Annotated in this window: 17 protein-coding genes; 13 read left to right on the top strand and 4 right to left on the bottom strand. The window is 38.2% G+C overall.

Annotated elements, in window-relative coordinates:
• Nucleotides 1-2: 2 nt before the first annotated feature.
• Nucleotides 3-782 carry a TIGR01457 family HAD-type hydrolase gene (locus ACE1TG_RS15115; RefSeq protein ID WP_375053240.1) on the top strand — a complete coding sequence of 260 codons (780 nt, stop codon included), beginning with the start codon at nt 3-5 and terminating at the stop codon, nt 780-782.
• Between the two features lie 350 nt (nt 783-1,132).
• On the opposite strand, the gene ACE1TG_RS15110 is transcribed toward ACE1TG_RS15115, so the two are convergent.
• Nucleotides 1,133-1,645 carry a phosphatidylglycerophosphatase A family protein gene (locus ACE1TG_RS15110; RefSeq protein ID WP_375053307.1) on the bottom strand — a complete coding sequence of 171 codons (513 nt, stop codon included), beginning with the start codon at nt 1,643-1,645 and terminating at the stop codon, nt 1,133-1,135.
• A gap of 84 nt (nt 1,646-1,729) precedes the next feature.
• On the opposite strand from ACE1TG_RS15110, the gene ACE1TG_RS15105 reads away from it, so the two are divergent.
• Both ACE1TG_RS15105 and ACE1TG_RS15100 read left to right on the top strand, forming a co-directional pair.
• On the top strand, nt 1,730-2,698 hold the full coding sequence (locus ACE1TG_RS15105; RefSeq protein ID WP_375053239.1) for a protein kinase family protein: 969 nt from the start codon (nt 1,730-1,732) through the stop codon (nt 2,696-2,698).
• Between the two features lie 23 nt (nt 2,699-2,721).
• A complete protein-coding gene (locus ACE1TG_RS15100; protein WP_375053238.1) occupies nt 2,722-3,693 on the top strand; it encodes a 2-hydroxyacid dehydrogenase in 972 nt (323 codons plus the stop codon).
• Between the two features lie 41 nt (nt 3,694-3,734).
• Here the strand turns inward: ACE1TG_RS15100 and ACE1TG_RS15095 are convergent, their stop codons facing one another.
• On the bottom strand, nt 3,735-3,959 hold the full coding sequence (locus tag ACE1TG_RS15095; RefSeq protein WP_209481549.1) for a NifU family protein: 225 nt from the start codon (nt 3,957-3,959) through the stop codon (nt 3,735-3,737).
• Between the two features lie 148 nt (nt 3,960-4,107).
• Between ACE1TG_RS15095 and ACE1TG_RS15090 the strand changes: the two genes are divergently transcribed.
• From ACE1TG_RS15090 to ACE1TG_RS15060, 7 genes are all read left to right on the top strand, one after another.
• Entirely contained in the window at nt 4,108-4,434 is a 327-nt protein-coding gene (locus ACE1TG_RS15090) for a YuzD family protein (protein ID WP_375053237.1), read from the top strand.
• A gap of 22 nt (nt 4,435-4,456) precedes the next feature.
• Nucleotides 4,457-5,320 (top strand): diaminopimelate epimerase, encoded by an 864-nt coding sequence (gene dapF / locus ACE1TG_RS15085; RefSeq protein ID WP_375053236.1) that lies wholly within the window; start codon nt 4,457-4,459, stop codon nt 5,318-5,320.
• A gap of 77 nt (nt 5,321-5,397) precedes the next feature.
• On the top strand, nt 5,398-5,754 hold the full coding sequence (locus ACE1TG_RS15080; protein WP_375053235.1) for a HesB/IscA family protein: 357 nt from the start codon (nt 5,398-5,400) through the stop codon (nt 5,752-5,754).
• 193 nt (nt 5,755-5,947) lie between these two features.
• Entirely contained in the window at nt 5,948-6,262 is a 315-nt protein-coding gene (locus ACE1TG_RS15075) for a hypothetical protein (RefSeq protein WP_375053309.1), read from the top strand.
• Nucleotides 6,180-6,389, top strand: coding sequence for a hypothetical protein (locus ACE1TG_RS15070; RefSeq protein WP_375053234.1), 210 nt, complete (start codon nt 6,180-6,182; stop codon nt 6,387-6,389). Before ACE1TG_RS15075 ends, ACE1TG_RS15070 begins: the two co-directional genes overlap by 83 nt.
• Before the next feature lie 6 nt (nt 6,390-6,395).
• Complete coding sequence (locus ACE1TG_RS15065; protein ID WP_375053306.1) at nt 6,396-6,839, top strand: SRPBCC family protein; 444 nt, start codon at nt 6,396-6,398, stop codon at nt 6,837-6,839.
• An 87-nt stretch (nt 6,840-6,926) separates the two neighbouring features.
• The gene (locus ACE1TG_RS15060) at nt 6,927-7,733 is read left to right on the top strand and encodes an alpha/beta fold hydrolase (RefSeq protein WP_375053233.1); all 807 of its coding nucleotides are present in this window, start codon (nt 6,927-6,929) and stop codon (nt 7,731-7,733) included.
• A gap of 868 nt (nt 7,734-8,601) precedes the next feature.
• On the opposite strand, the gene ACE1TG_RS15055 is transcribed toward ACE1TG_RS15060, so the two are convergent.
• Nucleotides 8,602-9,585 carry an NAD(P)/FAD-dependent oxidoreductase gene (locus ACE1TG_RS15055; RefSeq protein ID WP_375053232.1) on the bottom strand — a complete coding sequence of 328 codons (984 nt, stop codon included), beginning with the start codon at nt 9,583-9,585 and terminating at the stop codon, nt 8,602-8,604.
• A gap of 329 nt (nt 9,586-9,914) precedes the next feature.
• Here ACE1TG_RS15055 and ACE1TG_RS15050 point away from each other — a divergent pair, with 329 nt between their 5' ends.
• Nucleotides 9,915-11,135, top strand: coding sequence for an NAD(P)/FAD-dependent oxidoreductase (locus ACE1TG_RS15050; protein WP_375053231.1), 1,221 nt, complete (start codon nt 9,915-9,917; stop codon nt 11,133-11,135).
• A 101-nt stretch (nt 11,136-11,236) separates the two neighbouring features.
• Nucleotides 11,237-11,548, top strand: coding sequence for a YuiB family protein (locus ACE1TG_RS15045; protein WP_375053230.1), 312 nt, complete (start codon nt 11,237-11,239; stop codon nt 11,546-11,548).
• A gap of 38 nt (nt 11,549-11,586) precedes the next feature.
• Here ACE1TG_RS15045 and ACE1TG_RS15040 read toward each other — a convergent pair whose 3' ends face one another.
• Nucleotides 11,587-11,811 carry a DUF4129 domain-containing protein gene (locus ACE1TG_RS15040; RefSeq protein WP_375053229.1) on the bottom strand — a complete coding sequence of 75 codons (225 nt, stop codon included), beginning with the start codon at nt 11,809-11,811 and terminating at the stop codon, nt 11,587-11,589.
• Between the two features lie 473 nt (nt 11,812-12,284).
• Between ACE1TG_RS15040 and ACE1TG_RS15035 the strand changes: the two genes are divergently transcribed.
• Nucleotides 12,285-12,950: a 3D domain-containing protein gene (locus ACE1TG_RS15035; protein ID WP_375053228.1), complete on the top strand. Its 666-nt coding sequence runs from the start codon at nt 12,285-12,287 to the stop codon at nt 12,948-12,950.
• Nucleotides 12,951-13,032 lie beyond the last annotated feature (82 nt).

The following is a 13,032-nucleotide window of genomic DNA, read 5'->3' as shown; positions in this document are numbered from 1 at the left end:
AAATGAAGAAATACAAAGGGTATTTAATCGATTTGGATGGTACGATGTATCGGGGAAATGAACGGATTGACGAAGCAGCTGAATTTGTTTCCAAGCTTGATCAATTTGGTATTCCGTACTTATTTTTGACAAATAATTCCTCCAGGACTCAAGAGCAAATATCCGATAAATTACAAAGTATGGATATCCGTTCAACTCCTGAACATGTTTTTACATCGAGTATGGCTACAGCGAAATTTATTAAGCAAAAAAAGCATAATGCACGCTGTTTCGTGATTGGAGAAGAAGGACTGTATGATGCTTTACAGCGAGAAGGTCATATTGTTACAGATAAGGATTGTGATTTTGTCGTTATCGGAATCGATCATGAAATTAACTATGAGAAGCTGTCTAAAGCATGTATTGCAGTTCGTGGAGGTGCTGCGTTTATTTCGACAAATAGTGATGTAGCAATTCCTACTGAAAGAGGACTTGAACCAGGAAATGGGGCTCTGACATCAGTTGTGACTGTTAGTACTGGTAAAGAACCAATCTTTATCGGAAAACCCGAAGAGATCATCATGGAACAGGCATTAAGTACACTTGGCTTTTCTAAAGAAGAAACACTTATGGTTGGTGATAACTATCATACCGATATTCTCGCCGGTATAAATGCTGGTATGGATACATTAATGGTGTTTACAGGTGTAACTCCATATAAAGATTATCCACGGTTGGTGAAAAAACCAACCTATTATGTACATAATTTAACCGAATGGATTGACCATTTAAATATTCACTAAAAAGCCCAGCAAATGCTGGGCTTCTGTTCTTGTATAGGAAATTATTAAATTTAAGTGCTGTGGATAATTGGACTACCGAATCAGCGACGTCCAGCTCCGACGTACAGGACGTACTAGTGCCGGTGATGCCACAGGACGTGGCGTCTTACCGGCCAGCACCTAGCGCCTAGTGGACTTCCCTCCCCGTGTCTACGATAAGTCAACATCGAATCGCTACGCTCTTCGTGTATCCTTTATCTCAGGGAAAAGGAAGATCGACTAAGACCGCCGCTTTGCGTGGCAACGTCGACCTACCCGCAGCGCTGAGCGCAGTCCATACGGCGCTGAACAGGCGCTTGCGCTTTTGTTCGTTAATCATCAATAAGCTGGTCATCACCAGTGGCATGTGCTAAACGACTTGATGCTGCAGCGGCAATTGCCCCTACGATATCATCTAAAAATGTATGGCATTCTCCTGTTGATTTATCATTTAAACGTTTTAATATGCCCGGTTTTTGCTTATCAATATAACCATAATTCGTAAAACCAATAGAACCATACACGTTAACAATGGAAAATGCCACAATTTCATCGATTCCATATAAGCTTTCATCGGTTTCAATTGTTGTTTGAAGTGGCTGTGAAAGCATATTTTGCTCAGCAAGCTTATCCAGTTGAATTCCTGTTAAAACAGCGTTCTGCACTTCTCTTTTTGTTAATACACGATCCACGTTATGCAAACAATCATCCATGCTCAATTCATCATGATATTTTGATTGCAGGTAATACACTAGCTCCGCAATATCTTCTAATGTAACACCACGTTCGGTTAGCCATTCTCTTGCTTTCTGTTCCAGTTCACTCTGATTCGTATTTTCATCCATTAATATCACCTTTTCTTCCGGAAAATTGTTAAGATATTTCTTTTTAAACATACACTAATAATAATTATGAAAGGGGAGAGCAACATGAGGGATTTACTCGCAACATATTATGGGATACAAGCAAATGAAAGAACTGTTTGGAATGGTCTTGAAGGACTCAAACATAATAACTTACTTTATTTTACCATTTCTGCTGATCAGAGGGAAATTATACATATGGAGCAGGCAGCACTTGCCTATTATCTATATGAAAATAATTACAGCCAAACAGCTATTCCAGTTCCAAATAGGAAGGGCGAGTGGTACACAGAATACCATAATAAAAATTATATGGTATTCCAATTGGAAGATAAACCTATTGACAGAAGTGTAGTACATGGTGCATCTCTAGCTCATTTTCACCAAACTGGTTCACGGTATCAATACGAGCCCCAGGCTATTTCAAGCTATGGACAATGGAAACAATTATGGATTGATAAGTTAACCGCTTTTGAAAAGCAGATTGAGGCGGATTCAGTTGAATATCCTAATGAATACCACAGACTTTTAGTAGATGTTTTACCATATATAATCGGACTAAGTGAAAACGCAATTCAGTATATGCAGGAAAGTGAGTTTGAATCACGGTTTCATGAGGTCGATCAAGGTACTATTGCCTTCAGAAGGTACCAGGGAGAGCTTGAATCAACCATATGGACTACGGATCTCGTATATGACCATCCTATTCGAGATTTAGCGGAATATATCAGGTTTAAATTATTGAAGCAAGGTGACCCGATGAGTGAAATAAAGAATTTCCTAGATGAATACAAACAGGTACGCACACTCTCCATATTCAGTTGGCGTTTATTGTATGCACGATTACTATTTCCGATCCATTTGTTTGATATTATAGAGCAGGGGTTCATAGGGCAACACTATGAACAACGCCATGATGAGTTGTATGAAATGATTGAACATCAATCCTTATACGAGGGACGGTTAGGAAAACTTTTTGACCAATTAGGTATTGATAGTAAAGAATTACAAATTCCTATGTTACACTGGCTATAAGCTTGTGATAGGAGCGGATAATTATGAAAAAGCCGATTGTCTATATAACACGGAAAATTCCGAATGAGATTTTAGTACCTTACCAGGACTCCCTTGACTTTCGTATGTGGGAGGATGAAGAAACACCAGTACCAAGAGATGTGCTCTTAGAGGAGGTTAAGGAAGCTGATGGTTTATTATGCTTGCTTACCGAAAAAATTGATCGTGAATTATTAGAAAATGCACCACAGGTAAAAGTTGTTGCAAATATGGCTGTAGGTTATGACAATATTGACGTAGGAGCGGCTCTGGAAAAGAATGTTATTGTTACAAATACACCTGATGTATTAACTGAAACGACCGCCGATTTAGCATTTTCATTATTAACTGCTGCGGCTCGCAGGATTGCAGAAGCGAATGATTATATTCGTGCTGGCAAATGGGATCATTGGTCACCATATTTGCTGGCAGGCTCTGATATCCATGGGAAGAAAGTTGGGATTGTTGGAATGGGAAGAATTGGTGAGTCGATTGCCAAACGTGCAAAAGGGTTTGGCATGCCAATTTTGTACCACAACCGTTCACGAAAGCCAAGTGCTGAAAAGGATCTAGGTGCTACCTATAAGGAATTTGATGAATTGCTTCGTGAGGCTGATTTTGTTGTCTCTGTTATTCCCTTAACACCAGAGACAAGAAGAATGTTCAACAAGGACGCTTTTCGGAAAATGAAAACATCTGCTATCTTCATTAATGTATCACGTGGAGGTGTAGTGGATGAAAAGGCGCTGTATCATGCACTAAATGAGAATACGATTCATGCTGCCGGCCTGGATGTCTTTGAGGAAGAACCGATTGATGCAAATCATCCGCTTGTGAAGCTGGACAATGTTGTTTGTTTGCCGCACATCGGATCAGCAAGTGTAGAAACGCGAACTAAAATGCTAAAGCTTTGCATGGATAACCTTCTTGCTGTTTTTAGTGGTGAAAGCCCAATAACACCAGTGAAAAATCCGTAAAAAAGCAGACTATCCTCAGTCTGCTTTTAATAAGTTATATTTTAAAATACTTGTTCGATTTCTGTAACACCTGGGACCTCTGCCATTAAAGCACGCTCAATTCCAGCTTTCAACGTGATTGTAGAACTTGGGCAGTTACCGCAAGCACCCATAAGACGAAGAAGTACAATGCCATCGTTATCAACATCAATTAGCTCCACATCTCCACCATCACGTAGTAAAAATGGGCGTAATTTGTTTAAAACTTCCTGTACTTGCTCTTGCATTATCCATCGTCTCCTTTCTAATATCATTATAAAACGGATTATGAAAAAAATCTATCCAAAATTTCATTTGTGTATAACAGATATTTTTATTTTATCTTTTATTAAAGATTTTGTAAAATATAAGTAACTAAGATGTGGAGGTTTCACAATGGGGAAAAATATCCTGATAACGGTTTACGGAGCAGAGCAGATTTGCGCCAGCTGTGTTGGAGCACCTGGCTCAAAGGACACATATGAATGGCTCCAGGCTGCAATAGGGAGAAAGTATATTGATGATATTATTGAATATGAATATATTGATATGAATCAGCCTCCTGATGACGAGAAACATCAGCAATTTGTTGAACGAATTTTTGAAGACGATTTATTTTATCCGATTGTTTTAGTAAATGATGAATTGGTTGCTGAAGGTATTCCAAGGCTTAAGACGATATATAGTGAATTAGATAAAAATGGAGCAGTTCTTCAACCATAAATGGAATGAGGTTTGTTTTGACATGGAAATCCCTTTTACGAAAATGCATGGACTAGGAAATAATTATATTTATATTGATTTATTTAAATTTACTATTGCGGAGGAGCAATTATCAGGGATTGCGCAAAGTATATCAGATGTTTATACAGGGATTGGGTCAGATGGCATGATTTTGATTCAGCCGAGTGATGATGCTGATGTTGGCATGCGAATCTTTAATAAGGATGGCTCAGAAGGACAAAGCTGTGGGAATGGATTACGCTGTGTAGCAAAGTATGCATATGAAAATGGAATTATCCAGCGTGAGAAATTTCAAATTGAAACACGTGCCAATGTAGTTGAAGCCGAAGTGAGTGTGAAAGCAGGTCTGGTACAGGAAGTCACGATTAATATGGGTGAGCCAATATTACGACGACAGGCGATTCCGATGATGGGTGAAGATGTCCCTCAGGTTGTTGCTGAGCCATTTACTGTTGGGGATGAAAAATTGGATGTAACTGCAATATCAATGGGGAATCCGCATGCAGTATTTTTCGTAGACTCCATAGATGCAGCGCCACTGTATGAACTTGGACCTATAATAGAGAAGGACCAACGCTTTCCAGATGGAGTAAATGTGGAATTTATCGAAGTGATTTCTAAAAGTGAGCTGAATTTTCAGGTTTGGGAACGTGGCTCTGGTGTAACACAAGCTTGCGGAACGGGAGCGTGCGCATCAGTAGTAGCTGCCGTCCTAAATGGAAGTGTACACCGGAATGAGGACATTATTGTTCATCTGGCAGGTGGCGATTTGGTGATTAAATGGGATGATAATGGTTCTGTTTGGATGACTGGCGGAGCAAATGTAATCGCAACCGGAACGTATTATTTAGCAGATAATATTTGAATAGTTTCCTAGTAGTTTGTATACTGGAAGGTAACATGTTGTATTAATCCGTCTGAATTAATGAGGAGGGAATTAAGATGGTTATTACTCTAACAGATCAAGCAGCAAATCAAGTGAAAGAAATGATGAAAGAAGAGGAAGAGGGTGTCCGTTTACGATTTGGAATTAAAGGTGGCGGATGCAGTGGACTATCATACTCAATAGGTTTTGATTATGAAGTTAATGAGGAACTGGATATGGTTGACGATATTAATGGTATTCCTGTAACAATTTTTAAACAGGATATACCTATTATAGAAGGTACTACGATAGACTTTAAGCAAAACATGATGGGCGGCGGATTCAGCATTGACAATCCGAACGCAATCGTATCATGCGGCTGTGGATCTTCATTTAAAGCGGAGAAACGGGAAGGTGCACCTGAGAAGTGCTAATATATAAGCCAAAGCGCAGGAAGTATGGCGCTTTGGCTTTTTTCGTTGTCTAGGAAACTATAATTCCGCGGTTGTGGATAACTTTCTATGTGATACAATTGAAATTGATCAGACAAACTTATGTTGTCAGCTGTAGTAGGAAATGAAAAAAAGAATTTACTATTCTGCCACTACTTCGTTACGGGGGGATTTAATGTCAAGAGAAACTGTAATGTTAATTGGAATAGCTTTGACTTTTATAGTTGGTATATTTAATTACCTTTCCAGTAGAAGGGGTAAATACATAGATAATTTGAGCGCTGAGAGGATTAAGTGGATAAATAATGTTAGAGAACAATTTAGTTATTTTAATAAAAATGTTTTTATTCAAGCAAACAATATAGATAAGTTCCCAGACGCTAAACCAGCTGTGCGAGCATTTGGATATGACCCGTCAGTCAGTTACAAAGCATCTGACCATATTAGAGGAGGCGAACCTTATTATTGTCGAGTGGCAAGGAAGAAGTAAACTTCATTACTTGAACGTTGTGCCTATCGGTGAGATTTATAAGCGATGGGTCAAAAAATTCCAACATCATTGTATCGAATCATTGAATGAATTGAAAAATAGTTTGGAGGAGGAGAACCTTGAGTAATTCTACATTTGCTATGCGACTTATATCGCAACCACCCCGGAAAAACTTTGGGAAGCCCTTACAAGCAGAGAATTCACAAAAAAATACTGGTTTGGCAAGGAAGTGCGATCTGATTGGAAGGAAGGGTCAACTGTTAACTTTTTGGATAAAAACGGGGAAACCACAGATCAAGGCCAGGTAATGAAGAGCGAGCCGTACAGTCTACTTTCTTATACGCTAAAGTGTGTGAAAGATCAAACAGATTATGAAAGAATGCCGAGGGTCACTTTTGAACTGAAGCCAATGGAATCGACTGTAAAACTGACACTCAAACATGAATATCTGTCGACGGGTGCTTTTCAAGATGAAGGCGAAGGATTTATTGGAATCAACAATGGATGGCCTGCCATACTGAGCAACTTGAAAAGCTTTCTTGAAACTGGGAATACTTTGCCTGAAATCGGCCTTTAATATCCTGTAGATCATATCATTACCCACAAAATACGTGATTTATTTTTTGGGAAAAATAAAAGGTAATAAACAAAAAGGAGAATAAACATGGAAAAAGTAAAATCTCAAGATGGAACGAATATTGCGTATGAGAAAATCGGATCAGGACTTCCTCTTATTCTCGTGGATGGGGCGATGTGCTATAGCTCTTCAGGTCCTATGGGCCCGCTCGCATCACAGTTGTCCAAGTGGTTCACCGTATATACATATGACCGTCGTGGACGAGGGGGGAGTAGTGACACACAACCGTACGCCATTGAACGGGAAATTGAGGATATAGAGGCAATTATTGAAGAAACGGGCAGTTCAGTGTTTGTGTATGGGATTTCATCAGGAGCAGTATTGGCGCTTAAAGCGGCCGGCGCTCTTGGAAGTAAAATTCGAAAGCTTGCAGTCTATGAGCCGCCCTTTACATTTGGAGACGATGCAAGAAAGGCAGCGGAGTCTTACACTAACTCCCTTAACGAATTACTTTCTGTGGATCGACGTGGCGATGCTGTAGAACTATTCATGAAAAAAGTCGGCATGCCGCCCGAGGCAATTGCTGGCATGCGCCAGTCACCAATGTGGTCGGCGTCGGAAGCATTGGCACCTACGCTTGCATACGACAACGCCATTATGGGTGATGGCTCTGTCCCCATTGATGATGCGAAAGCCGCCAAGATTCTCACCCTCGTACTCGACGGCGGCAATAGTCCGGCGTTTATGCATGAAGCGGCGGATGTACTTTCAGAGGAGTTGCCATCCGTGCAGCGCTCCACACTGGAAGGCCAAACACATGATGTCGCTCCGGAAGTTCTTGCCCCAATCCTGAAAAAATTTTTTGTGGGGGACAAAACGAATGACTACTCTTGATGAACTCCATTCAATTGCACTTGCATTGCCGGGTATATCTGAAGGAACCCATTTTCATTTGCTGACCACGGACCTACGATGTTTCGGGAAAGGGATTTGTGAGTATTGACAAAGATCAAGATCATGAGTTCTTACGGCTGGATCGTTAAAAATAGATAAGATAGTTCGTGAAGACCCGGCGATTTTTGAAGAGGTATGGCAGAGTAAGAAGGACCTTATTTGCATCAGATTCGAGCTAGCAAAAGTCCCGGCGTAAAAACTGCAACAGTTGGTTTAACAGTCATAGCGCATGAAGGCACCGAGAAAGTTGATTCGATCATTTGAAGAGAGTCAAAGGAGATATCAATAATAGTAACTAATAAAAAATTTGCTTGTTAAATTACATCTCCATCCTATTGATTAAGGAAAGAGAGGACTGCTTCACAAAATTATTATTAGTTTCACGTTTACATTTGTTCAACTAAAGGGCGCTATCCAGGAGCAAGGATAAGCGCTCATTTTTGATTTAAAGACCGAATTCTGGAGTCAATATAAATAAACTCAAGGATATATTTGATTTGTAATCGTATTTGGTATAAACGGTACTGTAAATGAAAATTTACAAACACCAAAAAACAGGTTTGAAGTTTTTACTTGAATCTAAAAATACTCCCAACACTCAGCGCTGAACAGGCGCTTGCGCTTTTGTTCTTGGTCGAGATATGACTGAATACTGAATAAAGCTTATAAAGACTGATAAAATCGATTGAAAACTGAATAATGCCCTAAATTAATAATAAAGACTGAATTATGGCTGGGAATACTGAATCAAGCTAACGCGCTTACCAAATAAGCCTAAACACTTTTATAAGGTGTTTAGGCCTATTATTTAAAACATACTCGTTGAGTGCTTTGGCTGAATTCGTGCTTTCGGATCGATATATTGTTTTGCATTGTTTATGGCTGTTGGGCCTTCACCGAATCCAGTGGCTATTAGTTTTACTTTACCTGGAAAAGTAGTAATATCTCCAGCACCATATATTCCTGGAATATTGGTTTCCATTTTCGAATTAACAACAATACTGTTCTTCTCTATTTCTAATCCCCAATCCTTAATTGGACCAAGTGTTGATACAAATCCATAGTTACATAGAACGGAGTCGACTTCAACGTCTACTGTTTTATCACCTTTTACTTCTTCCAAAGTAACCTTATCAATTTTTTCGGTACCAGCAATAGCTGTTGGAACAAAAGGTGTCAAAATATCAACTTTCGAATTCATTAATTTTTCTACACTATGTTCGTGTGCTCTAAATTTGTCGCGACGGTGGACCAGACTTACTTTTTTAGCAATTGGTTCAAGCATTAATGCCCAATCGACAGCTGAGTCGCCGCCACCCAAGAGCATGACGTTCTGATCTTTATATTGATTCATATCTTTTACATGGTAATGCAAATTGACGCCTTCAAATTGATCACACTCTCCAACGTTTAGACGACGTGGCTGGAACGCACCATTGCCTGCTGTGATAATAATTGTTTTAGTATAATGGACTTCTTTATCTGAAACCAGCTTGAATGTGTCATCTTCCAGCCGTTCAATTTTATCTATCGACTGTTCAAGTACAATCGTTGGATCAAACATATTTGCCTGTTCCTCAAGGTTGTCCACCAGGTCTTGTGCACGGATCTTCGGAAAGCCTGCAACATCATATATATATTTCTCTGGATACAGGGCAGTTAATTGCCCGCCAGTATGTGGTAAACTTTCAATTATCTTAACACTAGCTTGCCTCATCCCGCCATAAAATGCGGTGAATAAACCAGTAGGTCCAGCGCCGATAATTGTTACGTCATATACTTTATCTGACATGGAAATCCCCCATTTATCTTTTTCGTGTATGTGTACCATTCCTATATTATCATAAACAATTATTTTATGTGTATTGATGCACACAAGCAAGGAAACTTGATCAAAGTTTGAAAAATACAACTTTAATAAATGATAAAATAAAGCTTGAAAATTGTCGAAATAACGTCTAATATAATCAATAGATATTTTATATTACAAACGTGTAACAAAAGTTATATAAATGAAATAAACTCATTTAGTACTTGGCCACAAGCCAAGTTTTTCTAATGTCTTTTTACGTGAAATAAGTCACAAACGTAGGAAAATAACGGAGATGGAAGTGATAAGAGATGAATAAGCCAAATATTGTCATATTAGGTGCTGGCTATGGGGGAATGATGACTACTGTAAAATTGCAGAAGTCACTGAATATTAATGAAGCTACTATTACGCTTGTAAATAAAAATGACTATCATTACCAATCAACTTGGTTGCATGAAAACGCTGCTGGAACTTTGCATCATGATCGTACACGAATTCCGGTAAAAGATGTTGTTAATATGAGTAAAGTCAATTTTATAGAAGATACAGTAGTTTCTATTAAGCCTGATGAAAAAAAAGTAAAATTGGAAAATAGTGTGTTAGATTATGATATTCTTGTGATTGGTCTCGGATTTGAAGCAGCAACATTTGGAATTCCAGGGTTAGAAGAGCATGCGTTTACTATTGGAAACATAAACAGTGCCCGACTAATAAAAGAACACATTGAGTATAATTTCGCAATGTATCATAATGAAAACGAAAAAAATCAAGGCCGTCTCAACATTGTTGTTGGAGGTGGTGGATTTACAGGAATTGAATTTGTTGGAGAATTGGCAAATCGAATTCCAGAGCTTTGTAATGAATACGATATAGACAAAGCACTGGTACGAGTTATTAACCTAGAAGGATCACCATCTGTATTACCTGGGTTCGATCCACAGCTTGTAGAGTATGCTATGAACTCCCTGGAATCACGTGGTATTGAGTTTATCACTGGTGCAATGTTAAAAGAATGTAAACCAGACAGTATTGTTTATCAGAAGGATGATAAACTGGAGGGAATCCCGACCAAGACTACAGTTTGGGCAGCCGGAGTCCGTGCTAATTCGATTGTTGAGGCTTCAGGGTTTCAGACAAATCGTGGAAAAGTAGAAGTTCGTCAGGATATGCGTGCCCCTGATTATAATGATGTATTTGTTATTGGTGATTGTGCACTAATTATGAATGAAGAAACTAAAAGACCATATCCTCCAACAGCACAAATAGCAATTCAGGAATCTGGAGTTGTTGCACATAATGTGAAGGCTTTAATTCAAGGAAACGATGAACTAGAAGTGTTTGAGCCGAATATTCTTGGGACAGTAGCTTCACTTGGTCATACGGATGCAATTGGGGTTGTTCTAAACCAGCGCAAAATATTTGGCTGGAGTGCTACCGTTATGAAAAAAGTCATTGATAACCGTTATCTCTTAAAACTCGGAGGTCCAGGGTTATTAATAAGAAAAGGAAAATTTAATATATTTTACTAGATTAGAAGAATATGAAGCAAAGGCTATAGTGATGCCTTTGCTTTTATACATTTTTGTTATAAAATGGATTTTGTATGCAAAGTGTGAAGGGAGATACAACAGTGATACAGTTTGTAGTTTCTATAATATTGTTCTTTGTAATATTTTTTGGACTAGCCTTTATTTTAAATATGTTGTTAAGACGAACTTGGTTAATGGCACTTATTTATCCGGTTATTGTTTTGATGATAGTTGATGACATGTCATCACTTGAATACTTTAAAGATCCAGGTGGTTCTTTTTCAATAGCATTTTCTAAATTAATGGATATAACAGCTGCTGATATTAGTATTCTGGGAGCAGGTTTTTTGGGGACAATCGTATCTGGAATTGTTATTCGATTATTGCGAAAGAGTGGCTATCAAATGTTTTAGTGTAGTAAAAAAAGCGTTAACCCTGTATTAGAAATGGGTTAACGCTTTTTAAACTTTGTCATTAACTCATCCAGTAGATGAACAAATCTCTCTTTTTCTTCATGAGTTAAGGTCTTATCCCCATATCTTATCTTTTGATATAAATTAAGATAAGAAGGATTTAAATTCAGGCGGGAAAACCATTCCTCAATTGTTTCTGAAGGCTGTCTCCCTAGCCCATTCGTATAGGCTTTCTGTTCAAGTTTGCGTACTTTTCTTCTCAAAGGATCTACTGTTTTCCAGGATGAAAAGTACTTCCGTAAGCTCTTGTCCTCATTCAAGGTGGGGTTAATTGGAGTAACTGTTGAGATGCTGCTTTGTTTTTCATCAGAAACATTTTCATGAATAATTTTTTCCTGAAAAGAAAAATTGCGATAACAATAAGTAAGGCTAATGAAGTTTAGTGTTCTTTATAAAGGTGTTTTAAAAAAGCAATTTTAGCTTTTATAAGTACCCACATAAATTATTTAGTTCCAAGGCTCCTGAATTAATTAACAGAATTTACCATTAAATATGGAAATTCTAAAAGCTTACGTGTATAATAATCTGATATTTGGTAACACTGTCCAGATAGGTAGTTATTTAACGCTGCAGTTCCTCGGTGTATAAAATCATGCCCGAAGCTGTTATATAAAATTAGCATGCTACCAGAAAGGTGTTATCATTGATTAAAACTAAAATTTTGCGAAGAACTAGTATGTTTGTTTTGTTCCTGGGAGCGTTTTTAGTGACCTTATCGTCTATTTCGAATATCACGATAACAGATGTGAATGCTTGGGTTGCAGATGGATCTGAAGTTTCTTATGAAAATACGGGCAAAACAGCAGGAAAAAGGCAAGTTACATTAAAAGAGAAGAATCTAAATGTTGCTAAACAACAGAAAAGATATATTTCAAGTGAGCAAGTAGAAGGCCCGAAAACACTGAAAGAATATAGTGAAGAATTTATTATGAAGCAGTTTCCAAGTAATACAGTTATGGCAACAGGTTATACTGCAGGTGTAGAATCCACGGGTAAGACACCTGTTCACCCCCAATATGGAGTGACGTATTCAGGAGTAACCGTTAAACGAGACTTATACTCTACTATTGCAGCAGATTTAAGCATTTATCCGATAGGAACAATAATGTTTATCCCAGGATACGGATATGGTGTTGTTGCGGATAAGGGTGGTGCTATTAACGGAAACAAAATCGATTTGTATTATGAAACTGTAGAAGATGTATATTCAGAGTGGGGTAAAAAGCAAGTAGAGGTGTATATCATTGAACGTGGTGATGGTAATTTAACAGAAAAGGAACTGAACAATTTAAACGAAAATGAAGCATTACAAGTATTCAGAGATCAAATTACCAAAAGTTAAATAAAAAGAGTTTTCTCTTTATAAAGTGGTTCGATTACGGCGTACAAAAACACAATTTGTACACATAATTGGACTGCTTTTT

Source organism: Virgibacillus sp. JSM 102003, from assembly GCF_041949995.1.
Lineage (GTDB): Bacteria > Bacillota > Bacilli > Bacillales > Amphibacillaceae > Lentibacillus.
The sequence above is the reverse complement of the archived record's forward strand: the minus strand, read 5'-3'. Positions and strand labels throughout refer to the sequence as shown.

Bases quoted from the DNA above. Each gene is read 5' to 3' on its own strand.
- ACE1TG_RS15115 (WP_375053240.1), top strand. From the start codon at position 3: ATGAAGAAATACAAAGGGTATTTAATCGATTTGGATGGTACGATGTAT.
- ACE1TG_RS15110 (WP_375053307.1), bottom strand. From the start codon at position 1,645: ATGGATGAAAATACGAATCAGAGTGAACTGGAACAGAAAGCAAGAGAA.
- ACE1TG_RS15105 (WP_375053239.1), top strand. From the start codon at position 1,730: ATGAGGGATTTACTCGCAACATATTATGGGATACAAGCAAATGAAAGA.
- ACE1TG_RS15100 (WP_375053238.1), top strand. From the start codon at position 2,722: ATGAAAAAGCCGATTGTCTATATAACACGGAAAATTCCGAATGAGATT.
- ACE1TG_RS15095 (WP_209481549.1), bottom strand. From the start codon at position 3,959: ATGCAAGAGCAAGTACAGGAAGTTTTAAACAAATTACGCCCATTTTTA.
- ACE1TG_RS15090 (WP_375053237.1), top strand. From the start codon at position 4,108: ATGGGGAAAAATATCCTGATAACGGTTTACGGAGCAGAGCAGATTTGC.
- dapF (WP_375053236.1), top strand. From the start codon at position 4,457: ATGGAAATCCCTTTTACGAAAATGCATGGACTAGGAAATAATTATATT.
- ACE1TG_RS15080 (WP_375053235.1), top strand. From the start codon at position 5,398: ATGGTTATTACTCTAACAGATCAAGCAGCAAATCAAGTGAAAGAAATG.
- ACE1TG_RS15075 (WP_375053309.1), top strand. From the start codon at position 5,948: ATGTCAAGAGAAACTGTAATGTTAATTGGAATAGCTTTGACTTTTATA.
- ACE1TG_RS15070 (WP_375053234.1), top strand. From the start codon at position 6,180: ATGACCCGTCAGTCAGTTACAAAGCATCTGACCATATTAGAGGAGGCG.
- ACE1TG_RS15060 (WP_375053233.1), top strand. From the start codon at position 6,927: ATGGAAAAAGTAAAATCTCAAGATGGAACGAATATTGCGTATGAGAAA.
- ACE1TG_RS15055 (WP_375053232.1), bottom strand. From the start codon at position 9,585: ATGTCAGATAAAGTATATGACGTAACAATTATCGGCGCTGGACCTACT.
- ACE1TG_RS15050 (WP_375053231.1), top strand. From the start codon at position 9,915: ATGAATAAGCCAAATATTGTCATATTAGGTGCTGGCTATGGGGGAATG.
- ACE1TG_RS15035 (WP_375053228.1), top strand. From the start codon at position 12,285: ATGTTTGTTTTGTTCCTGGGAGCGTTTTTAGTGACCTTATCGTCTATT.